The following is a 23,955-nucleotide window of genomic DNA, read 5'->3' as shown; positions in this document are numbered from 1 at the left end:
TGATGGCGGATTCCAGACCTCCGGCGATATTTCTGATGGGCCCGACCGCCGCGGGCAAGACCGACCTGGCCATCGAGTTGACCAAGGTGTTGCCGTGCGAGCTGATCAGTGTCGACTCGGCGCTGATCTATCGCGGCATGGATATCGGCACGGCCAAGCCGTCGAAGGAAATCCTCGCGGCCCATCCGCATCGCCTGATCGACATCCTCGACCCCGCCGAAAGCTATTCGGCGGCGGATTTTCGGCGCGATGCCCTCGAGGCCATGGCCGATATCACCGCGCGCGGCAAGATTCCGCTGCTGGTGGGCGGCACCATGCTCTATTACAAGGCGCTGCTGGAAGGTCTGGCGGACATGCCGCCGGCCGACCCGCAGATTCGCGCCGAACTGGAAGCCTTGGCACAGCAGCAGGGGCTACAGGCGCTGCATGACGAACTGGCGGCCGTGGACCCGGTCTCGGCGGCACGCATTCATCCGAATGATCCGCAGCGTCTGATCCGTGCACTTGAAGTGTATCGGGCGAGCGGTTCAACGATGACTTCACATCGTTTGCGTCAAGCTGAGCAAAGTAATAGCACTGCCACTTCTGGGCAGGGGCAATTGCCCTATACTGTCGCCAGCCTGGCCATCGCACCGCGGGACCGGCAGGTTCTGCACGAGCGAATTGCGGCAAGATTCACACAAATGCTGGAACAGGGCTTCGTTGACGAGGTCCGATTGCTGCGTGCGCGAAGTGACTTGCACGCGGGGCTGCCGTCTATACGGGCAGTGGGGTATCGCCAGGTCTGGGATCATCTTGATGGCAAGCTGACTTCAGTTGAAATGCAGGAGCGCGGCATCATTGCCACTCGCCAGCTGGCGAAGCGGCAGTTCACCTGGTTGCGCAGTTGGGCCGATCTGCACTGGTTGGACAGCCTGGCTTGCGACAATCTGTCTCGCACCTTGAAATACCTCGGGACCGTCTCCATATTGGGCTGAATCCCGCAATTGCCGTCTATCCTTGGGGGTGGGGCGGCTTGAGCCATCAGTTTTCTTGTTTTTTACTATTGATCCTTACAGGAGTGCGGCATATGTCAAAAGGGCATTCGCTACAAGACCCTTACTTGAATACTTTGAGAAAAGAAAAAGTCGGGGTTTCGATCTATCTGGTCAACGGCATCAAGCTGCAAGGCACCATCGAGTCCTTCGACCAATTCGTCATCCTGCTGAAGAACACTGTCAGCCAGATGGTCTACAAGCACGCGATCTCGACCGTTGTTCCGGTCCGTCCAATTCGTCTGCCTAGCGCAGCTGATGCCGATCACGGCGACGCTGAGCCAGGTAACGCCTGATAGGAGCCTGCTTTGTTCTTTGAGCGCCACGGTGGTGGTGAGCGAGCCGTTCTCGTTCATCTGGAAGGTCAGAGCCCTGAGGCGCGCGAAGACCCGCAGGAGTTCCAGGAGCTGGCGCTGTCGGCCGGTGCCGATATCGTCGCGCTCGCCAATGTGGCGCGACACCAGCCCACTGCCAAGTTTCTGATTGGCAGCGGCAAGGTCGAGGAACTGCGCGACCTGGTCAAGGCCGAAGAGGCCGACCTGGTGATCTTCAACCACACCCTCACCCCGAGTCAGGAACGCAACCTCGAGCGCGTTTTCGAGTGTCGCGTGCTTGACCGTACCGGCCTGATCCTCGACATCTTCGCCCAGCGCGCGCGGACTCACGAGGGCAAGCTGCAGGTCGAACTGGCGCAGCTCGAACACATGAGCACGCGCCTGGTCCGCGGCTGGACCCACCTTGAACGGCAGAAAGGCGGTATCGGTCTGCGCGGTCCGGGTGAAACCCAGCTGGAAACCGACCGCCGCCTGCTGCGTGTGCGTCTGCGGCAGATCAAGGCGCGCCTGGAGAAGGTACGCAGCCAGCGCGAACAGGCGCGACGCGGACGCAAACGCGCCGATGTGCCTTCGGTTTCACTGGTGGGCTACACCAACGCCGGCAAATCGACCCTGTTCAATGCGCTGACCGCTTCGGATGTCTACGCCGCCGACCAGCTCTTCGCCACTCTCGACCCGACCTTGCGCCGGCTGCAGCTGGACGATATCGGGCCGATCGTGCTGGCCGACACCGTGGGTTTCATTCGTCACCTGCCGCACAAGCTGGTCGAGGCTTTTCGGGCTACGCTCGAAGAGTCGAGCAACTCCGACCTGCTGCTGCATGTGATCGACGCCCACGAGCCCGAGCGCATGGCGCAGATCGAACAGGTCATGGCGGTGCTTGGCGAGATCGGTGCCGAAGGCTTGCCGATCCTCGAGGTGTATAACAAACTCGATCTGCTTGAAGGCATTGAGCCACATATTCAGCGAAATGCCGACGGCAAGCCGGAGCGGGTCTGGGTTTCGGCCCGCGAAGGTCGCGGACTGGAACTGGTGGGGCAGGCGATTGCCGAGTTGCTGGGGGACGATCTTTTTGTCGGTACCTTGCGCCTGGAACAGCGTTACGCGCGCTTGCGCGCGCAGTTCTTCGCGGCGGGGGCCGTGCAGAATGAAGCGCATGACGAGGAAGGCAGCAGCCTGCTGGCCGTGCGCCTGCCAAGGGCCGACTTCAACCGCCTGGTGGCGCGCGAAGGGCTTGAGCCAGTTGCGTTCATCGAACAACACACTTTGCAATAAAAGCCTGACGACGCGGTCAGGCGGCCGTGACAGGCATTCTGTAGCATTGGACGGCGCGCCGTTGGCGCGTCTTTGCTTTATCAGATGGAGAGCGCTATGGCTTGGAATGAGCCGGGTGGCAACTCGAACAATCAGGATCCCTGGGGTGGGCGCCGTGGCGGTGGTGGCGGCGACAAGAAAGGCCCTCCGGATCTCGACGAGGCCTTCCGCAAGCTGCAGGATAGCCTGAACGGCATGTTCGGCAGTGGCAAGAAACGTGGTGGCGGCGACAGCCTTCCCAAGGGTGGCGGCTTTGGCCTGCTGGGCGTTGGTCTTGCCGTACTGGCGGCTATCTGGCTGTACAGCGCGGTCTATGTCGTGGACGAGCAGGAGCAGGCCGTGGTGCTGCGCTTCGGCAAGTATTACGAAACCGTCGGACCGGGTCTGAACATCTATTTCCCCCCGATCGATCGCAAGTACATGGAAAACGTCACGCGCGAGCGTGCGTACACCAAGCAGGGCCAGATGCTGACCGAAGACGAGAACATCGTCGAAGTGCCGCTGACCGTGCAGTACAAGATCAGCAACCTGCAGGACTTCGTGCTGAACGTCGATCAGCCTGAAGTCAGCCTGCAGCACGCCACCGACAGCGCCTTGCGCCATGTCGTGGGTTCCACTTCGATGGACAAGGTGCTGACCGAGGGCCGCGAGCAGATGGCCATCGAGATCAAGGAGCGTCTGCAACGCTTCCTCGACACCTACCGCACCGGTATCACCGTCACCCAGGTCAACGTGCAGAGCGCGGCAGCCCCGCGTGAAGTGCAGGAAGCCTTCGACGACGTGATCCGCGCCCGCGAAGACGAGCAGCGCGCCCGCAACCAGGCCGAGTCCTACGCCAATGGCGTGGTTCCTGAGGCCCGTGGTCAGGCGCAGCGCATCATCGAAGATGCCAACGGTTATCGCGATGAAGTCATCTCGCGCGCCAAGGGTGAGGCCGACCGCTTCACCAAGCTGGTCGCCGAGTATCGCAAGGCGCCGGAAGTCACTCGCGAACGTCTGTACCTGGAGACCATGCAAGAGGTCTACAGCAACACCAGCAAGGTCCTGGTCAGTGGCAAGGACGGGCAGAACAACCTGCTCTACCTGCCGCTCGACAAGATGGTCGATGGCAGCCGCAATACCAGCGCACCGGCCAGCATCCCCGCGACGTCGGTCAATGACGCGGTGAACCGTGCCTCGGACATGCAACAGCAACAGCCGCAACTGCGCACCAGGGAGAGCCGCTGATGAGCAATAAATCGCTGATCGCCCTGATCGTTGGCGTCGTCCTGGCCATCGTTGCCTGGAACAGCTTCTACATCGTCGCCCAGACCGAACGTGCGGTTCTCCTGCAATTCGGTCGTGTGGTCCAGGCGGATGTCCAGCCCGGCCTGCACGTCAAGGTTCCCTATGTGAACCAGGTGCGCAAGTTCGACGCCCGTCTGATGACCCTCGACGCCCCGACCCAGCGGTTCCTGACCCTGGAGAAGAAAGCGGTGATGGTCGATGCCTACGCCAAGTGGCGGGTGAAGGACGCCGAGCGTTTCTACACCGCGACCTCCGGCATGAAGCAGATCGCCGACGAGCGTCTGTCCCGTCGTCTGGAAAGCGGCCTGCGTGACCAGTTCGGCAAGCGCACCCTGCACGAAGTGGTGTCCGGCGAGCGCGATGCGCTGATGGCGGACATCACCGGCTCGCTGAACCGCATGGCGGAGAAGGAGCTGGGCATCGAGGTGGTCGACGTTCGCGTCAAGGCCATCGACCTGCCGAAGGAAGTGAACCGCAGCGTGTTCGAGCGGATGAGCACCGAGCGTGAGCGTGAAGCTCGCGAGCACCGCGCCAAGGGTAACGAGCTGGCCGAAGGCATCCGTGCCGACGCCGATCGTCAGCGCCGCGTACTGCTGGCCGAAGCCTATCGCGAGTCGGAGGAGACCCGCGGTGACGGTGATGCCCAGGCCGCGTCGATCTATGCCAAGGCCTACGGCCAGGATCAGGACTTCTATGCGTTCTACCGCAGCCTGAATGCCTACCGTGAAAGCTTCAGCAGCAAGAACGACGTTCTGGTCCTCGACCCGAGCAACGAGTTCTTCCGCTTCATGAACAAAGCGAAACCGTGACACCCGATCACCCCGCTGGGCGGCTAATACGTCTGGCGGGGTGATTTCTGCAAGACAACGGGTGTATGATGCGGCAGCCGGGAAATTCCCGGCTTTTTTGCGTCTGCGAGATCGAATGATTCAACGCACGACGCAGCCCAGGATCTACGAGGGTATCGGCACTGCGGCAACGCTGGAATCGGCGCTGCGCGCGTGATTTGCCGGGACCTGCTTCACTCACGGCTGGCCCGCGGGCAGGCCGCCCGGACCACAGGGGAAATGGCGTAATGGCAACGGTAGACCGCTGGCTGCTGCCAGATGGCATCGAAGAAGTACTGCCACCGGAAGCGACGCGCATCGAGATTGCGCGTCGTCAGGTGTTGGATCTGTTCCAGAGTTGGGGTTACGAGTTCGTCGTGACGCCGCATATCGAGTACCTGGAATCGCTGCTCACCGGTGCCGGTCAGGACCTGGATCTGCGGACCTTCAAGGTGGTCGACCCGCAGTCGGGCCGGCAGATGGGGTTCCGCGCCGACATCACGCCGCAGGTCGCGCGCATCGATGCGCACACCCTGCGCCGCGAAGGCCCGACTCGCCTGTGCTATGCCGGCAGCGTGCTGCACGCTCAGCCGCGGGCACTGTCGACCTCGCGCAGCCCGATCCAGCTCGGTGCCGAGCTGTATGGCGATGCCAGCCCGGTCAGTGACGTCGAAGTGATCAGCCTGATGCTGGCCATGCTGCAACTGGCCGATGTGCCGGATGTGCACATGGACCTCGGTCATGTCGGCATCTACCGCGGCCTGGCCCGTGCCGCCGGCCTGTCCGGTGCGGTCGAGCAGCAGCTGTTCGATGCCCTGCAACGCAAGGCCATCGATGAAGTCGTGGCGCTGACCGCCAATCTGCCGGCGGATCTGGCCGGCATGCTGCGCGCCCTGACCGAGTTGTGCGGTGGCCGCGAAGTGCTGGAAGCCGCCCGCGTGCGCCTGGGCCGTGCCCCGGCGGCGGTGCTGGCGGCGCTGGACGACCTGATGAGCATCGCCGACCGGCTGACCTCGCGTTATCCGGATCTGCCGCTGTATTTCGACTTGGGCGAGCTGCGTGGCTACCACTACCACACCGGTGTGGTGTTCGCCGCGTTCGTTCCGGGTGTTGGCCAGTCGATCGCCCAGGGCGGTCGTTACGACGATATCGGCGCCGACTTCGGCCGGGCACGTCCGGCCACCGGTTTCTCCACGGATTTGAAGACCCTTGTGACACTGGGGCGGGCAGAGATCGTATTGCCCACTGGCGGGATCTGGATGCCCGACAGCGGCGACGCGGCTCTGTGGCAGTTGGTCTGCCAGTTGCGCAGTGACGGTCAGCGGGTTGTGCAGGCACTGCCTGGCCAGCCACTGACTGCCGCCATCGAGGCGGACTGCGACCGGCAATTGATTCTGCAAAACGGGCTCTGGCAGGTTCTGCCACTGGCCATCTGAGATTAGCCGCCGGCCCAGTGGCCGGCGCCAAGTTTGCGCGAATGAGGACAAGTGTTATGGGTAAGAATGTCGTAGTCCTGGGCACCCAGTGGGGTGATGAGGGCAAAGGCAAGATCGTCGATCTGCTGACCGAACATGCTGCCGCCGTAGTGCGCTACCAGGGTGGCCACAACGCCGGTCACACACTGGTCATCGACGGTGAGAAAACCGTGCTGCACCTGATTCCTTCGGGCGTGCTGCGCGAAGGCGTGCAGTGCCTGATCGGCAACGGCGTGGTGGTTGCACCTGACGCCCTGCTGCGTGAAATCGTCAAGCTGGAAGAGAAGGGCGTACCGGTTCGCGATCGCCTGCGCATCAGCCCGGCCTGCCCGCTGATCCTGTCCTACCACGTCGCCCTCGACCAGGCGCGCGAGAAGGCTCGTGGCGAGCAGAAGATCGGCACCACCGGTCGCGGCATCGGCCCGGCCTATGAAGACAAGGTCGCTCGTCGCGGCCTGCGCGTCGGCGACCTGTTCCACCGCGAGCGTTTCGCCGCCAAGCTGGGTGAGCTGCTGGACTACCACAACTTCCAGCTGGTCAATTACTACAAAGAGCCGGCCATCGACTTCCAGCAGACCCTGGACCAGTGCATGGAATACGCCGAGCAACTGAAGCCGATGATGCTCGACGTCACCGCCGAACTGCACGCGCTGCGTCGCGCCGGCAAGGACATCATGTTTGAAGGCGCCCAGGGCTCGCTGCTGGACATCGACCACGGTACCTACCCGTACGTGACCAGCTCCAACACCACCGCCGGCGGTATCGCCACCGGTTCCGGCGTTGGCCCGATGTACATCGACTACATCCTCGGCATCACCAAGGCCTACACCACTCGCGTCGGCTCCGGTCCGTTCCCGACCGAACTGTTCGATGACGTCGGTGCCTACCTGGCCAAGCGCGGTCACGAGTTCGGTGCCACCACCGGTCGTGCGCGTCGTTGCGGCTGGTTCGACGCCGTCATCCTGCGTCGCGCCATCGACGTCAACAGCATCTCGGGCCTGTGCCTGACCAAGCTGGACGTGCTGGACGGTCTGGAAACCATCCGCATCTGCGTGGGCTACAAGAACGAGAACGGCGCCGTCATCGACGCACCGACCGATGCCGACAGCTACATCGGCCTGGAGCCGGTGTACGAGGAAATGCCGGGCTGGACCGAGTCGACCGTGGGCGCCAAGACCCTGGAAGAACTGCCGGCCAACGCCCGTGCCTACATCAAGCGTGTGGAAGAGCTGGTCGGCGCGCCGATCGACATCATCTCCACCGGCCCTGACCGCAACGAGACCATCGTGCTGCGTCACCCGTTCGCCTGATTCGCTGAAGTAGCAACAACTGGGGCTGCAACGCAGCCCCAACGCCAAAGGCCCCTTTTCAGGGGCCTTTGGCGTTTTTGTCCTCCCTCTGCGGCACAAGCTTTGCTGTGAAATTGCCTTCAGGGATGCCATCACTGTAATGGCTCCGAAAAGCAGAGGGATTTATTGTGTCTGCGGTTATCTCATTGTTACGAAGCCGCCTCTTGCGGCCTGTCTTTGTGGCGCTTGGTATCGCTCTTTTGGTGCAAGTGGTGGTCGCTGTGGTTCTGACCCGCAGCACGGTCACCGCACTGGAAGCCGATCTGGGCAATCGTCTGGGCACCGACAGCCAGAAACTGGCGACGGAGCTGGACCAGGCCGCGAAGGAGGTCAGCTCGGGGCTGAGCAGCCTTTCCGAAAGTACCCGCCAGCGCCTGACTGCCGGTTTGTCGTCGCGTCTGGAAGAAGAACAGGCGCAATTGCGCGCCACCCTGGAGAAAAACCTGCGCGATTCGGCCAACGACATGGCCGAGCTGCTCGCCTCGGTGGCACCCCGGGCCATCTGGGACGTCGATGTACCGACCCTGTCGGAGTTCGCCCGGCGTGCCCAGCGCAATCCCAACGTCCTGTTCGTGGTCTATGACAACGCCGAAGGCGAACACCTGACCCGCTATCTCAACCGTCAAAATCCGGTCAACCAGGCCCTGCTGGAAAAAGGCCAGGGCGAACGGGCGCTGGACAAGGTCCTGGATGCCGCGCGCAAGGACCCGTCGGTGTATTTCCTCGAAGCCTCGATCAACCCCAACGGCGTGGAGATCGGCAAGGTGCTGATGGGCGTTTCCACTGCGTCGGTGGACGCTGAGCTGCAGGCGCTGGACAAGCGTTTCTCCGCGTTGATCGCCAGCGGCGACCAGTTGGTCGCCGACAGCCTGACCAGCGCCGCCGCCGGCAGCACCAAGGCCTTGCAGAGCCGTCTGCAGACTGCCCAGGACAGTGCCCTGCAGATGAAAGCCAACACCTCGCAAAGCGTCCAGGATGCTGCCTCCACCCTGCGCTGGCGCATCGGCCTGGGCCTGGCCCTGGTGGGTTGTGGCGTGCTGCTGGTGGTCGCGGTGGTGCTCGGCCGGCGCGTGGTGAACAAGCTGCGCCTGCTGATCGCCGCGCTCGATGACCTGGCCGCCGGCGAAGGCGACCTGACCAAGCGCGTGAGCATCGACAGCCGCGACGAGATCGGCGACATGGCGGCGGCGGTCAACCGCTTCGTCGACAAGCTGCAGCCCATCGTGCGCGAGGCCGGGGAAGTGGCCCAGCGCACCGGCATCGAAATCAGCAGCATGGCGCAGCACAGTGCCGGTGCTGACTCGGCCGCGGCGATGCAGCGCGACGAAGTGGCCGAAAGCCTGCGTGCCCTGTCGAGCATGGCCGACGAGGCCCAGGCGGAAAGCCGGGCCATGCAGGAAGCCCTGCAGCAGGTAGTGGACATCCGCCAGGCCACCGACGAGAACAGCCGCAGCTCGGCCCAGGTGGCCAAGCTGATCGAGGCCCTGGCCGGGCAGGTGGAGACCGGTTCGAAAGTCATCGAACGCCTGGCCGAGCAGAGCGAGCAGATCGAAGTGGTGCTGACGGTGATCCACGGTATCGCCGAACAGACCAACCTGCTGGCCCTGAACGCGGCGATCGAGGCGGCGCGGGCCGGGGAGACCGGGCGTGGCTTCGCTGTGGTCGCCGACGAGGTGCGTGCCCTGGCGAGCAAGACGCAGAGCTCCACGGGCGACATCCAGGCGCATATCGGCGCGCTGCAGCAGGGGGCGAAGGAGGCGGTGGCGGCGATCAGCCAGGCCGGGCGTCAGGCCAGCGAGGGCTTGCTGGTGTTGCGCGACAACGCCCGTCTGCAGCAGACCGTGCAGGTGTCGGTGGAGCAGGTGCACGCGGCCATCGGTCTCGCCACCCGTGCTGCCGAGCAGCAGGCCCAGGGGGCGCAGGCGGTGCGGGGCAGGGTGGAAAACATCCATGCCCAGGCCGAACGGGCGGCCCAGGTGGTGATGCAGACCACCGCCAGCAGCAAGGTCCTCGACGGTCTGGCGGCCCAGCTCAAGGCCAGCCTGGGCCAGTTCCGCGCCTGATCAGGCGCGGTTCAGGTACATCCGGGTGGTCAGCAGGTACACCGGCAACCCGGACACCAGGATCAGCAGCGCCGCATAGGGCGCCGCCGCGGCGAACTCGACGTTGGCGGTGTGCGCCCAGACCTCGGTGGCCAGGGTGGTCATGCCGGTGGGGCTGAGCAGCAGGGTCGCGGTCAGCTCCTTCATGGCGTCGAGGAACACCAGGGCGAAGGCGGCGGCCAGGGCCGGGAAGATGATCGGCAGGGTCACCCGGCAGAACGCCGTGAAGGGCGTCGCGCCGAGGGTTCGTGCGGCTTCTTCCAGCTGCGGCGCGGCCTTGGTCAGCGCGGTGCGTACCGGCGCCTGGGCCAGGGGCAGGAACAGCAGGGCATAGGCCAGCAGCAACAGTCCCGTGGTCTGGTACGCCGCCGGCACGTAGTGCAGGGCGAAGTACACCAGCGTCAGGGCAATCACCAATCCCGGCAGGGCATGCAGCAGATACGGCAGGCGTTCGGCCCAGATCGCCAGGCGGCCCTTGTAGCGCACCACCAGGAAACTCACCGGCAAGGCCAGCAGCAGGCTGACGCCCGCGCCACCCAGCGACAGCGACAGCGACGAGAACAGCGCCCGGCTGATGTCCGCGACCGGGAAGGCCGCCGACGAGCCCACGCTCAACCAGTACGCCAGCATGCCCAGGGGAATGCCGCTGCCGAGGATCGCCAGGCCCAGGCAATACAGCTGGCCCAGCGGCATCCAGGCCCGCAGGCGCAGCGGCGCGCCACGCCGCGCCACACCCTGGCCGATCCGCACGTGGCGGGCCTTGCCGCGCACCCGCAGTTCCAGCCAGAGCATCAGCAGGCACATCAACAGCAGCACCGCCGAAAGCATCGCCGCGTTGGCGTTGCTGAATTCCAGCTCGAACTGCTGGTAGATCGCCGTGGTGAAGGTCTGCAGGTTGAGGATCGACAGCGCGCCGAACTCCACCAGCATGTGCAGGGCGATCAGCAGGCAGCCGCCGAGCACCGACGGCCACAGCAGCGGCAGGGTGACCCGGCGGAACACCGCCCAGCGATTACAGCCCATGGTCCGCGCCGACTCCTCCAGCGAGGTGTCGAGGTTGCGCAGGGTCGCCGCCACCGGCAGGAACACCAGCGGGTACTTGGACAGGCTCATCACCAGGATCGCACCCCACAGCCCTTCGAACTTCGGACTCAGGGAGACCCAGGTGAAGCCGCTGACGAACGACGGCACGGCGAATGGCAGGCACAGGATCACGCCCCACAGACGGCGTCCCGGCAGGTCGCTGCGCTCCAGCAGCCAGGCCAGCGACAGGCCGACCAGCGCGCAGCTCAGGGTGACCCCGACCATCAGCAGCAGGGTGTTGCGCATCAGGCCCCAGACGAAGGGCCGCCAGATCAGGCGCAGTGCTTCGTGCCAGCCGGCCTGCCAGGTCTTCAGCGCGACGTACAGCAGCGGCAGCAGGCTCAGGCCGACCAGCAGCAGGACCGGAAGTACCACCCAGAACGAGGGTCGCTTGCGCCGCGGCACGAAGCCGGTGGCCGGCGCCACGGGAAGCGCGGTGCTCATCAGAGCAGGCCGACTTCGCGTTCGAGCTCCAGCGCTTCCTCGGCGTTGCCCAGGTCGGCCGGGGTGATCGGCGGCGGACGCAGCGCTTCGAACGGCTTCAGGCCCTGGTCGGAAACCATGCCCTTGTGCAGCGGGTACTCGGCGGTGGTCTGGGTGATGACGCGCTGGCCTTCCTCGCTGGCCATCCAGGCGAGCAGGGCCTGGGCCTCCTGCGGATGCTTGCTGGCTTTGACCGCGGCGGCGCCGGAGATGGTCATCAGGCCGCCGACATCGCCGTCGGCCAGGTAGTACAGTTTCGAATCCAGCTGGCCGCGTTCCTTTTTCAGGGCGTACCAGTAGTAGTTGTTCACCAGCACCGCGGCGACTTCACCGTTCTCCACGGCTTTCAGTGCCACCATGTTGTTGGTGTAGGTCTTGCCGAAGGCTTTGAGGCCGGTCAGCCATTCCTCGGCGGCTTCGCGGCCGTGGAGCTTGAGGATGGCCACCGCCTGTTCCTGGAAGGCGCCGCTGGTGGGCACGAAGCCGACCTTGCCGTCCCACTCGGGGTTGGCGAAGTCCATGACCGATGGCGGCAGGTCTTTCTCGGCGATCACTTTCGGGTTGAAGGCCACCACCCGGGTGCGCGCGGTCACGCCCATCCAGGTGCCGTTGGCGGCGACGAATTCCTTGGGCAGCACGTCCAGGGTGGTCTGCTCGATCTTCGCCAGCAGGCCCAGCTCGCCGAGGTTGTTCAGCGGTGGCGATTCTTCGGTGTAGATCACGTCGGCCGGAGAGCGCTCGCCCTCTTCGATGATCTGGCTGGCCAACTGGTTGCTGCTGCCTTTGCGGATATTGATATGGATGCCGGTCTTGGCCTCGTAGGCCTTGGCGATGGCCTCGCCGATTTCCTTGTGCTGGCCGTTGTAGAGCGTCAGAGTCACCGGGTCGGCGGCCAGGGCGGCCGGTGCAGCGAGCACCAGACCTAGGAGGGAAACGGCCAGGCCGCGCAGAATCGGGGTACGGCGGATCGTCATGCGGGTGGTTCCTCGCTTACGGCTACATATTTGGAAACAATGGTAAACGAAATTGTTTCTCAAGTGGCCGCATGACGGGAAATTCATGAGCAGGCTATCGGATCGTTTTATGGCGTGGAGCTTGCGCGCATGTTCGGGCGGGCGCGGAAGTCGATCTTTGGCGGGAAGTGCTGAGGGAAGGAGGAGAGGGCGTGCAGCCCCTGAATCGCAGGCATAAAAAAACCCGCTTTCGCGGGTTTCTTTGAAATATGGTGCCCAGAAGAAGACTCGAACTTCCACGACCGTAAGGTCACCAGCACCTGAAGCTGGCGTGTCTACCAATTTCACCATCTGGGCAAAGTTTGAAGCAGTTGAAACATGATCAGTGTAGCGTGTCGCATAAATTCCAGATCGGTGATCTGAAATTTGAAATTGGTGCCCAGAAGAAGACTCGAACTTCCACGACCGTAAGGTCACCAGCACCTGAAGCTGGCGTGTCTACCAATTTCACCATCTGGGCATTTCGTTGATTTCGCTTCGATGCATTACAGCGTGACATCGTGCGGCTTCTCAACTATAACGACGGTCTCCGTCGCTGTGGTGCGCACTATACGGATGCCCCCAGGGGCTGTAAACCCCCATCCGAAAAAAATCTTAAAAAATTCAAGCCGTTGATCGACCTCCGCCGAGAAACGCCAAACAGCCCGTCCCCGGCGGGGGCTGTCCAAGGCTGAAATTTCCGGTTTCAATACGGCTATGCCAAACTAACCCTTATATAGACAAGGTGAACCCCTCCTAATGGCCGATTGGCAGTCCCTCGATCCCGAGGCCGCTCGTGAAGCGGAAAAATACGAAAACCCCATCCCTAGCCGTGAGCTGATCCTCCAGCACCTCGCCGAACGAGGCTCGCCGGCTGCGCGCGAGCAACTGGTTGAGGAATTCGGCCTGCAGACCGAGGACCAGATCGAAGCCCTGCGTCGCCGCCTGCGGGCGATGGAGCGTGACGGCCAGCTTATCTACACCCGGCGTGGCACCTATGCCCCGGTGGACAAGCTCGACCTGATCCTCGGCCGCGTTTCCGGCCACCGCGACGGCTTCGGTTTCCTCATCCCCGACGACGGCACCGAAGACCTGTTCCTCAGCCCGTCGCAGATGCGCCTGGTGTTCGATGGCGACCGCGCCCTGGCCCGGGTCTCCGGTGTCGACCGCCGCGGCCGCCGCGAAGGCGTGCTGGTGGAGATCATTTCCCGCGCCCACGAAAGCATCGTCGGCCGCTATTTCGAAGAAGGCGGCATCGGCTTCGTCACCGCCGACAACCCGAAGATCCAGCAGGAAGTGCTGGTCACCCCGGGCCGCAATGCCGGCGCCAAGATCGGTCAGTTCGTCGAGGTGAAGATCACCCACTGGCCGACCCCGCGCTTCCAGCCCCAGGGCGATGTCGTCGAAGTCATCGGCAACTACATGGCGCCGGGCATGGAAATCGACGTGGCCCTGCGCAGCTACGACATTCCTCACGTCTGGCCCGAGGCAGTGCTCAAGGAAGCCCGCAAGCTCAAGCCGGACGTGGAAGAGAAGGACAAGGAAAAGCGCATCGACCTGCGCCACCTGCCGTTCGTCACCATCGACGGTGAGGACGCCCGCGACTTCGACGACGCCGTGTACTGCGAAAGCCTCGGCAAGCTGCGCCTGTTCTCCGGTGGCTGGCGTCTGTACGTGGCCATCGCCGACGTCTCCAGCTATGTGCGTCTCGGTTCGGCGCTGGACACCGAAGCCCTGGTTCGCGGCAACTCGGTGTACTTCCCCGAGCGGGTGATCCCGATGCTGCCGGAGGAACTGTCCAACGGCCTGTGCTCGCTGAATCCGCACGTCGATCGCCTGGCCATGGTCTGTGAAATGACCATGAACAAGTCCGGGCAGATGGTCGACTACCAGTTCTACGAAGCGGTGATCCACTCCCATGCGCGACTGACCTACAACAAGGTCAGCAGCATGCTCGAGCATTCGCGTACCCGTGAAGGCCGCGCCCTGCGCGAGGAATACAGCGAAGTGGTGCCGCACCTGAAGCAGCTCTATGCGCTGTACAAGGTGCTCCTGGCCGCCCGTCATACCCGTGGCGCGATCGACTTCGAGACCCAGGAAACCCGCATCATCTTCGGCGCCGAGCGCAAGATCGCGGAAATCCGTCCGACCGTGCGCAACGATGCCCACAAGCTGATCGAGGAATGCATGCTGGCGGCCAACGTGGCCACCGCCGAGTTCCTCAAGAAGCACGAGATTCCGGCCCTGTACCGGGTCCACGACGGTCCGCCGCCGGAGCGTCTGGAAAAGCTGCGCGCCTTCCTCGGCGAGCTCGGCCTGTCCCTGCACAAGGGCAAGGACGGTCCGTCGCCGAAGGACTACCAGGCCCTGCTGGCCAATATCGCCGACCGTCCTGACTTCCACCTGATCCAGACCGTCATGCTGCGCTCCCTGAGCCAGGCGGTGTACAGCGCCGACAACAACGGCCACTTCGGCCTGAACTACGAGGCGTACACCCACTTCACCTCGCCGATCCGTCGCTATCCGGACCTGCTGGTGCACCGCGCCATCCGCAGCGTGATCCGCTCCCGCCAGGACACCCCGCACGTCAAGCGCGCCGGGGCGATGAGCATTCCCAAGGCGCGGATCTACCCGTACGACGAGAACACCCTGGAGCAACTGGGCGAACAGTGCTCGATGAGCGAGCGGCGCGCCGACGAGGCGACCCGCGACGTGGTCAACTGGCTCAAGTGCGAATACATGAAGGACCGCGTCGGCGAGTCCTTCCCGGGCGTGATCACCGCGGTGACCGGCTTCGGCCTGTTCGTCGAGCTGACCGACATCTATGTCGAGGGCATGGTCCACGTCAGCGCGCTGCCGGGCGACTACTACCATTTCGACCCGGTTCACCACCGTCTTACCGGCGAGCGCACCGGTCGCAGCTTCCGCCTCGGCGATACCGTCGAAGTGCGGGTGATGCGCGTCGACCTGGAGCAGCGCAAGATCGATTTCGAGATGGCCGAGAACACCCTGAAGGCGCCGATCGGCCGCAAGCAGCGTGCACCCGAGCCTGCGGCTACGGGGGCGAAGATCGCCATCGGCGGCAAGGCTGCGCCGGAGCAGGAAGAGCGTCCGGCCCGACGCAACAAGAAGGGTGAAACCTCCGAGGCCTATTTCTCCTCCCATGCCGCGGCGAACAACGCCGAAGTGCGCAAGAGCCGGGAAATGAAGAAGGCGCTGCTGGCCGATGCCAAGCATGCGCACGCCAGTGGCAAGTCGGCGGGCAAGTCGTCCGCCAAATCGGACAAGCCGACCAAGCACCGCAAGGGACCGCCGAAATCCGGTTCCTCTTCCCGCAAGAGCAAAGGCAAGTCATGAGTCAGTTGGAAAAGATCTACGGCGTGCATGCCGTGGAAGCCCTGTTGCGCCATCACCCCAAGCGGGTCAAGCAGATCTGGCTGTCCGAGGGGCGTAGCGAGCCGCGTATCCAGGCGCTGCTCGCCCTGGCCGCGGAGTACCGCGTCAGCGTCGGCCAGGCCGAGCGTCGCGAGCTGGATGCCTGGGTCGAGGGCGTGCATCAGGGCGTGGTCGCCGAGGTCAGCCCGAGCCAGGTCTGGGGCGAGGCGATGCTCGAGGAACTGCTGGAGCGTACGGAGAGCGTGCCGCTGCTGCTGGTGCTGGACGGCGTCACCGACCCGCACAACCTCGGCGCCTGCCTGCGTACCGCCGATGCCGCCGGCGTGCTGGCGGTGATCGTGCCGAAGGACAAGTCGGCGACCCTGACCGCGGCGGTGCGCAAGGTCGCCTGCGGCGCCGCCGAAGTGATCCCGCTGGTGGCAGTGACCAACCTCGCGCGGACCCTGGAAAAGCTGCAACAGCGCGGCCTGTGGGTCGTCGGCACCGCCGGCGAGGCGCAGCAGGAGCTGTATCAGCAGGACATGACCGGGCCGACCGTGCTGGTCATGGGCGCGGAAGGCAAGGGCATGCGCCGCCTGACCCGCGAGCACTGCGATTTCCTGGTGAAGCTGCCGATGGCTGGGAGTGTCAGCAGCCTGAACGTGTCGGTGGCGACCGGGGTTTGCCTGTTCGAGGCGGTGCGGCAGCGTTCGGCAGGCAAATAGCCGTTCTTGCCATCCCTTGTGGGAGATTCTATGGCCGGAGGCAATTTTTTGCCGATGGCCTTTTCTGCCCTTCCCATTTTCCAAAGACGTGAGCTGTCGCACCTGTGAGGGCGCTCCCAGGTGTAAGACTGTCTTAAAGATTTAATCGCTGTGAGCTGCCATAAGCCAGCCGAGCCAGCTTTCTTGAAAGGATTACCAGCGCCTGAGTCGTCTTCTTGCCTCGCTCCAGATGGTGCGCGTAAAACTGCTTCCAGGTACTGGTCCGACTGCCGCTCATCGCCGCGTTATGCAGTAATCTGCGAACCTCCGAGTCTCCACGCTTGCTCAATCGTCCTCGGCCGACCCACTTGCCGGACTGAGCCGTTATCACGTCCATTCCCAAGTACGCGACAAACGCATCGCTGTTGGCAAACTCACCGCGCATGAACGACATCACCAAACCCGCGGCCGTGAGAAAACCAACACCAGGCAGTTGGCGAAGGCGACGTAACTGATCCTTAAGCCCCGCTTCTTCGACGGCCTCGCGCAAACGCACTTCGAACAATCGCTCAAGTCGTTTGAAGGTCTTTTCGATGATCTCGAGTTCTTTCTCGAACAACTTTTCTCCCGACAAGCTCATTCGCATCATGCCGCGCATTTCCACGACTTTAGCGCGGCGTCGCAGCAGCATCTGGAGCTCGCGGTGACCGGGTGGTGCCGGCACCCATACCTTCAGTGACGCACGCTCCCTGTTCAGAAAACGGGCAAGCAAGGTGGCGTCATTTGCGTCAGTCTTTGCTCGCACACCGAGGCTGTCACGGTATCGGCTCAGCCTAAGACCATCGACCACATAAACACTCAAGCCGGCACCATGAGCCTGCTCAGCAAGCTCCATGTGATAGGAACTGGTTGCCTCAATGGCCAAGGCCGACCCCTTGGGGACCGTCTTGAGCCAGGTCTTGATCGATTTCGGGGTATTGGGGATGGCGAAGGGCTTGGTGTCTGGACCGCTTTGAATCACCAATTCGTCTTTGGCGACATCCACACCGGCTTCGAAGGGTACTGCGGGCATTGCCATTGGTAACTGTTCCTTATCGGCGCTTGGGGTGTTGAAAGGAGGAGGGGTGATTTCTCCCACGGTCTGTACTGCTCGCGACAGTCAGAAGCGAGTTATGTCCCTCCTCCTCCCTTCAAGTCTCACACCATACAAGCGAGCTTGCTCGCGAAGGACCGCGTGGCGGTCCCGAAATCATTGATCCCTGATCGGGGGGGGCCAGGTTTTGCGGCCGCTGCGCGGCCGTTCGCGAGCAGGCTCTCTCCCACAATCGTTCCTGAGCCGGCCTTCTATCGGTGCTGCTCAATATTTCACCAATCTCCTTGCTTGTCCCACCGCGCTTCTCTACAATTGCGCGCCTTGTCCCGGGCATACGTGCCTGGTTCAGGACAAGACATACAGTGTCATTCACTCCTTGTCTGACCGCTTTGTCGGCAGACTACAACCCGTAAGGAGCATTCATGCGTCATTACGAAATCATCTTCCTGGTCCACCCTGACCAGAGCGAGCAAGTCGGCGGCATGGTTGAGCGTTACACCAAGCTGATCGAAGAAGACGGCGGCAAGATCCACCGTCTGGAAGACTGGGGCCGTCGTCAACTGGCCTACGCCATCAACAATGTTCACAAGGCTCACTACGTGATGCTGAACGTTGAGTGCACCGGCAAGGCCCTGGCCGAGCTGGAAGACAACTTCCGCTACAACGATGCCGTGATCCGTAACCTGGTCATCCGTCGTGACGAAGCTGTTACCGGCCAGTCCGAGATGCTGAAGGCTGAAGAAAACCGCAGCGAGCGCCGTGAGCGTCGTGACCGTCCTGAGCATGCTGACAGCGCCGATGGCGACGACAGCAATGACAGCGACAACAGCGATAACGCTGACGAGTAATCCACGGACCTTTTGAGGAGCCTATTACATGGCACGTTTCTTCCGTCGTCGTAAATTCTGCCGCTTCACTGCTGAAGACGTGAAAGAGATCGATTACAAAGATCTCAACACCCTGAAAGCTTACGTATCCGAAACCGGCAAGATCGTTCCAAGCCGTATCACTGGTACCAAAGCTCGTTATCAGCGTCAGCTGGCTACCGCTATCAAGCGCGCCCGCTTCCTGGCCCTGCTGCCCTACACCGACAGCCACGGCCGCTGAGACCGGGTCGTCGACAAGTAGCAAAGGATAGATTGCATGCGGGCCCTGGCTGATTTCATCATGCGCGGTCGCGTGCAGGCCACTCTGGTAGTGGTTGGTTGTGCGGCATTGCCGCTGCTGTTCTGGTTGAGTGCCGCCGCCGGGAGCCTGGTGTTCCTGCGGCGCGGTTTCAAGGACGCCTCCGGTGTCCTTGCCTGGGCTTTGCTGCCGGCTTTGGCCTGGTGGTTCTTCGGCGAGCCGCGCACCTTGATGGTGTTGCTGGGTACGCTGGGTCTGGCTGCGCTGTTGCGCGCCGGGCAGTCCTGGAACCGGGTGCTGTTGTCCAGCATCGCCCTGGGCCTGGTGTATGGCGCTGTTCTGGGTTCGGTGTTCCGCGAACCGATCGACATGCTCGCGCAAGAGATCGCCAAGATCCTTCCGCAGATGCTCGACGGGATCTACCAGAAATTGACGGTAGAAGAGCGGGGCCGGCTGGAAGGGCTGATCGCACCGGTGCTCACCGGCCTGATCGCGGCCTTGTTGCAGGCCGTCAGTGTGCTGGCCCTGATGTTGGGTCGCTACTGGCAGGCAGCTTTGTATAACCCGGGAGGCTTCGGTCGCGAGTTCCGCGCCGTGAGACTGCCGCTGGCGGCGGCGCTGGTGCTGCTGGTGCTGATCCTGGTCGGACCGAACTTCGGTACCGAACTGGCGATGCTGACACCGCTGTGCACCATCCCGCTGGTCTTCGCCGGACTGGCCGTGATGCACGGCCTGGTGGCGCAAGGGCGACTGGCGAAGTTCTGGCTGGTCGGGTTGTACGTGACGCTGCTGCTGTTCATGCAGCTGATTTATCCGTTGCTCGTGGTTCTGGCCATTGTCGACAGCCTGATTGATTTTCGCGGACGCGGGGCGTCCAACGACGCCGATAACGGCTCCGCGAACGGTGAAGGTTAAAAGTTAAGAGGTTTATACCAAATGGAACTGATCCTGCTGGAAAAAGTCGCCAACCTGGGCAACCTGGGCGACAAAGTTAAAGTCAAGTCGGGCTACGGTCGTAACTTCCTGCTGCCATTCGGCAAGGCTGTTTCCGCTACCGCCGCCAACCTGGCTGCGTTCGAAGAGCGTCGTGCCGAGCTGGAAAAAGCAGCTGCCGACAAGAAAGCTTCGGCTGAAAGCCGCGCTGCTCAACTGGCCGAACTGGAAGTCACCATCACCGCTACCGCTGGCGATGAAGGCAAACTGTTCGGTTCGATCGGCACCCACGACATCGCTGACGCCCTGACCGCCTCCGGCGTCGAAGTGGCCAAGGCTGAAGTTCGTCTGCCGAACGGCACCATCCGTCAGGTTGGCGAATACGACGTAGCCGTGCACCTGCACAGCGACGTTGAAGCCACCGTTCGCGTGGTCGTCGTCGCAGCCTAAGCTGTATCGACCTGCTGGCCCCCTCGGGGTCAGCCGGTTAACATCGGGCACGATTCTGCATTGCAGGTCGTGCCCTTTGTCTTTTTCAACACCCAGATTTCCAGGTGGCCATGAACGAGATAACCGCCCCAGAGCAATACGATCTGCAAACCGCCGCGCTGAAGGTGCCGCCGCATTCCATCGAGGCCGAACAGGCCGTGCTCGGTGGCCTGATGCTGGACAACAACGCCTGGGAGCGGGTGCTCGATCAAGTCTCCGACGGCGATTTCTACCGGCATGACCACCGCCTGATCTTCCGCGCCATCCACAAGCTGGTCGACCAGAACATCCCGTTCGACGTGGTGACCCTGCACGAGCAGCTGGACAAGGAAGGCCTGAGTTCGCAGGTCGGTGGCCTCGGCTACCTCGGCGAACTGGCGAAGAACACCCCGTCGGTGGCCAACATCAAGGCCTATGCGCAGATCATTCGCGAGCGCTCGACCCTGCGCCAGCTGATCAGCATCAGCAACGATATCGCCGACAGCGCCTTCAACCCGCAGGGGCGCAACGCCGAGGAAATCCTCGACGAGGCCGAGCGGCAGATCTTCCAGATCGCCGAAGCGCGGCCCAAGACCGGCGGCCCGGTAGGGGTCAACGAACTGCTGACCAAGGCCATCGACCGCATCGACACGCTGTTCAACTCCGACAGCGAGATCACCGGCCTGTCCACCGGCTACACCGACCTCGACGAGAAGACCAGCGGCCTGCAGCCGGCCGACCTGATCATCGTCGCGGGCCGTCCGTCCATGGGCAAGACCACCTTCGCCATGAACCTGGTGGAAAACGCCGTCCTGCGCAGCGACAAGGCGGTGCTGGTGTACTCCCTGGAGATGCCAGGCGAATCGCTGATCATGCGTATGCTCTCGTCCCTCGGGCGCATCGACCAGACCAAGGTGCGTTCCGGCCAGCTCGACGACGACGACTGGCCGCGCCTGACCTCGGCGGTCAACCTGCTCAACGACCGCAAGCTGTTCATCGACGATACCGCCGGCATCAGCCCGTCGGAGATGCGCGCGCGGACCCGGCGCCTGGTGCGTGAGCACGGCGAGATCGCCATGATCATGATCGACTACCTGCAACTGATGCAGATCCCGGGTTCCAGCGGCGACAACCGGACCAACGAGATTTCCGAGATCTCCCGCTCGCTCAAGGCCCTGGCCAAGGAATTCAACTGCCCGGTCATCGCCCTGTCGCAGCTCAACCGCTCCCTCGAACAGCGTCCCAACAAGCGCCCGGTGAACTCCGACCTGCGGGAATCCGGAGCGATCGAGCAGGACGCCGACGTGATCATGTTCGTCTATCGCGACGAGGTGTATCACCCGGAGACCGAGCACAAGGGCATTGCCGAGATCATTATCGGCAAGCAGCGGAACGGCCCGATCGGCTTCATCCGCCTGGCCTTCATCGGCAAGTACACGCGCTTCGAGAACCTCGCTCCGGGCAGTTACAACTTCGACGACGACGAGTAAGCGCGTCGCTTCACCAATTCCGACCTTCAGCGTCGGAATTGGTCAATTTTTGTGCTATTCTCCGCGCCCGTGATTTTCCTGCCCCCCCAAAAAACCGGTCACTGACATGCAAGCAGCCAAACCACTCTTCGACTATCCCAAGTACTGGGCCGAATGCTTCGGGCCAGCGCCGTTCCTGCCGATGAGCAGGGAGGAGATGGATCAGCTCGGCTGGGACTCCTGCGACATCATCATCGTGACCGGCGACGCCTACGTCGACCATCCGTCGTTCGGCATGGCCATCATCGGCCGCCTGCTCGAAGCCCAGGGCTTCCGCGTCGGGATCATTGCCCAGCCGAACTGGCAGTCGAAAGACGACTTCATGAAGCTCGGCGAGCCGAACCTGTTCTTCGGTGTCGCCGCCGGCAACATGGACTCGATGATCAACCGCTACACCGCGGACAAGAAGATTCGTTCCGACGACGCCTACACCCCCGGCGGCCTGGCCGGCAAGCGTCCGGACCGCGCCAGCCTGGTCTACAGCCAGCGCTGCAAGGAAGCCTACAAGCATGTGCCGATCATCCTCGGCGGCATCGAGGCTTCGCTGCGCCGCATCGCGCACTACGACTACTGGCAGGACAAGGTGCGCCACTCGATCCTGATCGACGCCTGCGCCGACATCCTCCTCTACGGCAACGCCGAGCGCGCCGTGGTGGACATCGCCCAGCGCCTGGCCGCCGGCGAGCGCATCGAGGACATCAGCGATATCCGCGGTACCGCCTTCATTCGCCGCGACACCCCGCAGGGCTGGTACGAGATCGATTCGACCCGGATCGATCGTCCGGGCAAGGTCGACAAGATCATCAACCCCTACGTCAACACCCAGGACACCCAGGCCTGCGCCATCGAGCAGCAGAAGGGCGAGGTCGAGGACCCCAACGAGGCCAAGGTCGTCCAGATCCTCGAAAGTCCGCGGATGACCCGGGAAAAGACCGTGATCCGCCTGCCGTCGTTCGAGAAGGTGCGCAACGACGCGGTGCTCTACGCCCACGCCAACCGCGTGCTGCACCTGGAAACCAACCCGGGTAACGCCCGGGCCATGGTGCAGAAGCATGGTGAAGTCGACGTTTGGTTCAACCCGCCGCCCATTCCGATGACCACCGAGGAAATGGACTACGTGTTCGGCATGCCCTACGCGCGGATCCCGCATCCGGCCTACGGCAAGGAGCGGATCCCGGCCTACGAGATGATCCGTTTCTCGGTGAACATCATGCGTGGCTGCTTTGGCGGTTGTACCTTCTGCTCGATCACCGAGCACGAGGGCCGGATCATCCAGAACCGTTCCCACGAGTCGATCATTCGCGAGATCGAGGAAATCCGTGACAAGGTCCCGGGTTTCACCGGCGTCATTTCCGACCTCGGCGGGCCGACCGCGAACATGTACCGGATCGCCTGCAAGAGCACGGAAATCGAAACCCACTGCCGCAAGCCGTCCTGCGTGTTCCCGGGTATCTGCCCGAACCTGAACACCGACCACTCGTCGCTGATCAAGCTGTACCGCAGTGCCCGTGCCCTGCCGGGGGTGAAGAAGATCCTGATCGCCTCGGGCCTGCGCTACGACCTCGCCGTGGAGTCGCCGGAGTATGTCCGCGAACTGGTCACGCACCACGTTGGCGGCTACCTCAAGATCGCCCCGGAGCACACCGAGGAAGGCCCGCTGAACCAGATGATGAAGCCGGGCATCGGTACCTATGACCGCTTCAAGCGCATGTTCGAGAAGTTCTCGAAGGAAGCGGGCAAGGAGCAGTACCTGATCCCGTACTTCATCGCCGCGCACCCGGGCACCACCGACGAAGACATGATGAACCTGGCCCTGTGGCTCAAGGGCAACGGCTTCCGCGCCGACCAGGTGCAGGCGTTCTACCCGTCGCCGATGGCCTCGGCCACGGCGATGTACCACTCGGGCAAGAACCCCCTGCGCAAGGTCACCTACAAGAGCGAAGGGGTGACCATCGTCAAGAGCGAGGAGCAGCGTCGCCTGCACAAGGCCTTCCTGCGCTACCACGATCCGAAGGGCTGGCCGATGCTGCGTGAGGCCCTGCAGCGCATGGGCCGTGCCGACCTGATCGGTCCTGGCAAGCACCAGTTGATCCCGCTGCACCAGCCGGACACCGACAGCTACCAGAGCGCCCGGCGCAAGAACTCGACTCCGTCGGGCAGCCACAAGGTGGCCAAGGAACAGAAGATCCTCACCCAGCACACCGGTCTGCCACCGCGCGCGAGCAATGGCGCCAAGCCATGGGACAAGCGCGAGGAAGCCAAGGCTGCCGCCTTCGCCCGCAACCAGGAAGCGGCCAAGGCACGCAAGGACGCCGCCAAGGGTGGCAAAGGCAAGGGCAAGACCAAGCGCCAGCCGGTGTTGCCGCGTTAAGCCCCATGACGGGGCTTGCGCCCCGTCATGAAGCCTCTTCTTGCACTGTCTCAGTGCATTGCCGGCCGAAACTTTG

General features: G+C 63.1%; 19 protein-coding genes, 2 tRNA genes and 1 pseudogene. 17 read left to right on the top strand and 5 right to left on the bottom strand.

Features of this window, described 5'->3' with window-relative positions:
* Positions 1-2: 2 nt before the first annotated feature.
* From miaA to RTI28_RS30400, 9 genes and pseudogenes are all read left to right on the top strand, one after another.
* Complete coding sequence (gene miaA / locus RTI28_RS18725) at positions 3-977, top strand: tRNA (adenosine(37)-N6)-dimethylallyltransferase MiaA (RefSeq protein ID WP_316921840.1); 975 nt, start codon at positions 3-5, stop codon at positions 975-977.
* A gap of 92 nt (positions 978-1,069) precedes the next feature.
* On the top strand, positions 1,070-1,330 hold the full coding sequence (gene hfq, locus RTI28_RS18720) for an RNA chaperone Hfq (RefSeq protein WP_009399549.1): 261 nt from the start codon (positions 1,070-1,072) through the stop codon (positions 1,328-1,330).
* A 12-nt stretch (positions 1,331-1,342) separates the two neighbouring features.
* Complete coding sequence (gene hflX, locus RTI28_RS18715) at positions 1,343-2,644, top strand: ribosome rescue GTPase HflX (RefSeq protein ID WP_316921839.1); 1,302 nt, start codon at positions 1,343-1,345, stop codon at positions 2,642-2,644.
* A gap of 96 nt (positions 2,645-2,740) precedes the next feature.
* A complete protein-coding gene (hflK, locus tag RTI28_RS18710; protein ID WP_316921838.1) occupies positions 2,741-3,910 on the top strand; it encodes an FtsH protease activity modulator HflK in 1,170 nt (389 codons plus the stop codon).
* The gene (gene hflC / locus RTI28_RS18705) at positions 3,910-4,779 is read left to right on the top strand and encodes a protease modulator HflC (RefSeq protein ID WP_316921837.1); all 870 of its coding nucleotides are present in this window, start codon (positions 3,910-3,912) and stop codon (positions 4,777-4,779) included. The genes hflK and hflC overlap by 1 nt, the downstream gene beginning before the upstream one ends.
* Before the next feature lie 266 nt (positions 4,780-5,045).
* Positions 5,046-6,233, top strand: coding sequence for an ATP phosphoribosyltransferase regulatory subunit (locus tag RTI28_RS18700; RefSeq protein WP_316921836.1), 1,188 nt, complete (start codon positions 5,046-5,048; stop codon positions 6,231-6,233).
* 56 nt (positions 6,234-6,289) lie between these two features.
* Entirely contained in the window at positions 6,290-7,582 is a 1,293-nt protein-coding gene (locus RTI28_RS18695) for an adenylosuccinate synthase (protein ID WP_316921835.1), read from the top strand.
* A 503-nt stretch (positions 7,583-8,085) separates the two neighbouring features.
* Positions 8,086-8,778, top strand: a pseudogene (locus RTI28_RS30405) (methyl-accepting chemotaxis protein); the annotation flags it as partial.
* Positions 8,779-8,799: 21 nt separating this feature from the next.
* Positions 8,800-9,684 (top strand): methyl-accepting chemotaxis protein, encoded by an 885-nt coding sequence (locus RTI28_RS30400; RefSeq protein WP_410479011.1) that lies wholly within the window; start codon positions 8,800-8,802, stop codon positions 9,682-9,684.
* On the opposite strand, the gene RTI28_RS18685 is transcribed toward RTI28_RS30400, so the two are convergent.
* From RTI28_RS18685 to RTI28_RS18670, 4 genes are all read right to left on the bottom strand, one after another.
* Positions 9,685-11,250 carry an iron ABC transporter permease gene (locus RTI28_RS18685; RefSeq protein ID WP_316921833.1) on the bottom strand — a complete coding sequence of 522 codons (1,566 nt, stop codon included), beginning with the start codon at positions 11,248-11,250 and terminating at the stop codon, positions 9,685-9,687.
* Complete coding sequence (locus RTI28_RS18680) at positions 11,250-12,263, bottom strand: extracellular solute-binding protein (protein WP_316921832.1); 1,014 nt, start codon at positions 12,261-12,263, stop codon at positions 11,250-11,252. The genes RTI28_RS18685 and RTI28_RS18680 overlap by 1 nt, the downstream gene beginning before the upstream one ends.
* A 249-nt stretch (positions 12,264-12,512) precedes the next feature.
* Positions 12,513-12,599, bottom strand: a tRNA-Leu gene (locus RTI28_RS18675).
* A gap of 76 nt (positions 12,600-12,675) precedes the next feature.
* Positions 12,676-12,762, bottom strand: a tRNA-Leu gene (locus RTI28_RS18670).
* A 278-nt stretch (positions 12,763-13,040) separates the two neighbouring features.
* Here RTI28_RS18670 and rnr point away from each other — a divergent pair.
* Both rnr and rlmB read left to right on the top strand, forming a co-directional pair.
* The gene (gene rnr / locus RTI28_RS18665) at positions 13,041-15,638 is read left to right on the top strand and encodes a ribonuclease R (protein ID WP_316921831.1); all 2,598 of its coding nucleotides are present in this window, start codon (positions 13,041-13,043) and stop codon (positions 15,636-15,638) included.
* Entirely contained in the window at positions 15,635-16,381 is a 747-nt protein-coding gene (gene rlmB, locus RTI28_RS18660) for a 23S rRNA (guanosine(2251)-2'-O)-methyltransferase RlmB (RefSeq protein WP_316921830.1), read from the top strand. The genes rnr and rlmB overlap by 4 nt, the downstream gene beginning before the upstream one ends.
* A 133-nt stretch (positions 16,382-16,514) precedes the next feature.
* On the opposite strand, the gene RTI28_RS18655 is transcribed toward rlmB, so the two are convergent.
* The gene (locus tag RTI28_RS18655) at positions 16,515-17,438 is read right to left on the bottom strand and encodes an IS110 family transposase (RefSeq protein WP_316921829.1); all 924 of its coding nucleotides are present in this window, start codon (positions 17,436-17,438) and stop codon (positions 16,515-16,517) included.
* A gap of 437 nt (positions 17,439-17,875) precedes the next feature.
* Here RTI28_RS18655 and rpsF point away from each other — a divergent pair, with 437 nt between their 5' ends.
* From rpsF to RTI28_RS18625, 6 genes are all read left to right on the top strand, one after another.
* Positions 17,876-18,301 (top strand): 30S ribosomal protein S6, encoded by a 426-nt coding sequence (gene rpsF, locus RTI28_RS18650; RefSeq protein ID WP_010221605.1) that lies wholly within the window; start codon positions 17,876-17,878, stop codon positions 18,299-18,301.
* Positions 18,302-18,329: 28 nt separating this feature from the next.
* Positions 18,330-18,560, top strand: coding sequence for a 30S ribosomal protein S18 (gene rpsR, locus RTI28_RS18645; RefSeq protein WP_009403887.1), 231 nt, complete (start codon positions 18,330-18,332; stop codon positions 18,558-18,560).
* 36 nt (positions 18,561-18,596) lie between these two features.
* Positions 18,597-19,493 (top strand): hypothetical protein, encoded by an 897-nt coding sequence (locus RTI28_RS18640; protein ID WP_316921828.1) that lies wholly within the window; start codon positions 18,597-18,599, stop codon positions 19,491-19,493.
* Between the two features lie 21 nt (positions 19,494-19,514).
* Entirely contained in the window at positions 19,515-19,961 is a 447-nt protein-coding gene (gene rplI / locus RTI28_RS18635) for a 50S ribosomal protein L9 (RefSeq protein ID WP_042120276.1), read from the top strand.
* A gap of 110 nt (positions 19,962-20,071) precedes the next feature.
* Positions 20,072-21,469, top strand: coding sequence for a replicative DNA helicase (dnaB, locus tag RTI28_RS18630; RefSeq protein ID WP_316921827.1), 1,398 nt, complete (start codon positions 20,072-20,074; stop codon positions 21,467-21,469).
* A 106-nt stretch (positions 21,470-21,575) separates the two neighbouring features.
* Complete coding sequence (locus RTI28_RS18625) at positions 21,576-23,879, top strand: YgiQ family radical SAM protein (RefSeq protein ID WP_316921826.1); 2,304 nt, start codon at positions 21,576-21,578, stop codon at positions 23,877-23,879.
* Positions 23,880-23,955: the final 76 nt, after the last annotated feature.

Source organism: Pseudomonas sp. zfem002 (assembly GCF_032621685.1).
Classification (GTDB): domain Bacteria; phylum Pseudomonadota; class Gammaproteobacteria; order Pseudomonadales; family Pseudomonadaceae; genus Aquipseudomonas; species Aquipseudomonas japonica.
Note: the sequence above shows the minus strand (reverse complement) of the source record. Positions and strands in the feature narration are given on the sequence as shown.

What these genes read in the sequence shown, in the direction of transcription:
- RTI28_RS18680 (WP_316921832.1), bottom strand. Translation starts at nt 12,263, where the DNA reads ATGACGATCCGCCGTACCCCGATTCTGCGCGGCCTGGCCGTTTCCCTC.
- rlmB (WP_316921830.1), top strand. Translation starts at nt 15,635, where the DNA reads ATGAGTCAGTTGGAAAAGATCTACGGCGTGCATGCCGTGGAAGCCCTG.
- rpsF (WP_010221605.1), top strand. Translation starts at nt 17,876, where the DNA reads ATGCGTCATTACGAAATCATCTTCCTGGTCCACCCTGACCAGAGCGAG.
- hflK (WP_316921838.1), top strand. Translation starts at nt 2,741, where the DNA reads ATGGCTTGGAATGAGCCGGGTGGCAACTCGAACAATCAGGATCCCTGG.
- RTI28_RS30400 (WP_410479011.1), top strand. Translation starts at nt 8,800, where the DNA reads ATGGCGGCGGCGGTCAACCGCTTCGTCGACAAGCTGCAGCCCATCGTG.
- RTI28_RS18685 (WP_316921833.1), bottom strand. Translation starts at nt 11,250, where the DNA reads ATGAGCACCGCGCTTCCCGTGGCGCCGGCCACCGGCTTCGTGCCGCGG.
- RTI28_RS18700 (WP_316921836.1), top strand. Translation starts at nt 5,046, where the DNA reads ATGGCAACGGTAGACCGCTGGCTGCTGCCAGATGGCATCGAAGAAGTA.
- rnr (WP_316921831.1), top strand. Translation starts at nt 13,041, where the DNA reads ATGGCCGATTGGCAGTCCCTCGATCCCGAGGCCGCTCGTGAAGCGGAA.
- RTI28_RS18625 (WP_316921826.1), top strand. Translation starts at nt 21,576, where the DNA reads ATGCAAGCAGCCAAACCACTCTTCGACTATCCCAAGTACTGGGCCGAA.
- miaA (WP_316921840.1), top strand. Translation starts at nt 3, where the DNA reads ATGGCGGATTCCAGACCTCCGGCGATATTTCTGATGGGCCCGACCGCC.
- hflC (WP_316921837.1), top strand. Translation starts at nt 3,910, where the DNA reads ATGAGCAATAAATCGCTGATCGCCCTGATCGTTGGCGTCGTCCTGGCC.
- rpsR (WP_009403887.1), top strand. Translation starts at nt 18,330, where the DNA reads ATGGCACGTTTCTTCCGTCGTCGTAAATTCTGCCGCTTCACTGCTGAA.
- hfq (WP_009399549.1), top strand. Translation starts at nt 1,070, where the DNA reads ATGTCAAAAGGGCATTCGCTACAAGACCCTTACTTGAATACTTTGAGA.
- RTI28_RS18640 (WP_316921828.1), top strand. Translation starts at nt 18,597, where the DNA reads ATGCGGGCCCTGGCTGATTTCATCATGCGCGGTCGCGTGCAGGCCACT.
- RTI28_RS18655 (WP_316921829.1), bottom strand. Translation starts at nt 17,438, where the DNA reads ATGGCAATGCCCGCAGTACCCTTCGAAGCCGGTGTGGATGTCGCCAAA.
- RTI28_RS18695 (WP_316921835.1), top strand. Translation starts at nt 6,290, where the DNA reads ATGGGTAAGAATGTCGTAGTCCTGGGCACCCAGTGGGGTGATGAGGGC.
- dnaB (WP_316921827.1), top strand. Translation starts at nt 20,072, where the DNA reads ATGAACGAGATAACCGCCCCAGAGCAATACGATCTGCAAACCGCCGCG.
- rplI (WP_042120276.1), top strand. Translation starts at nt 19,515, where the DNA reads ATGGAACTGATCCTGCTGGAAAAAGTCGCCAACCTGGGCAACCTGGGC.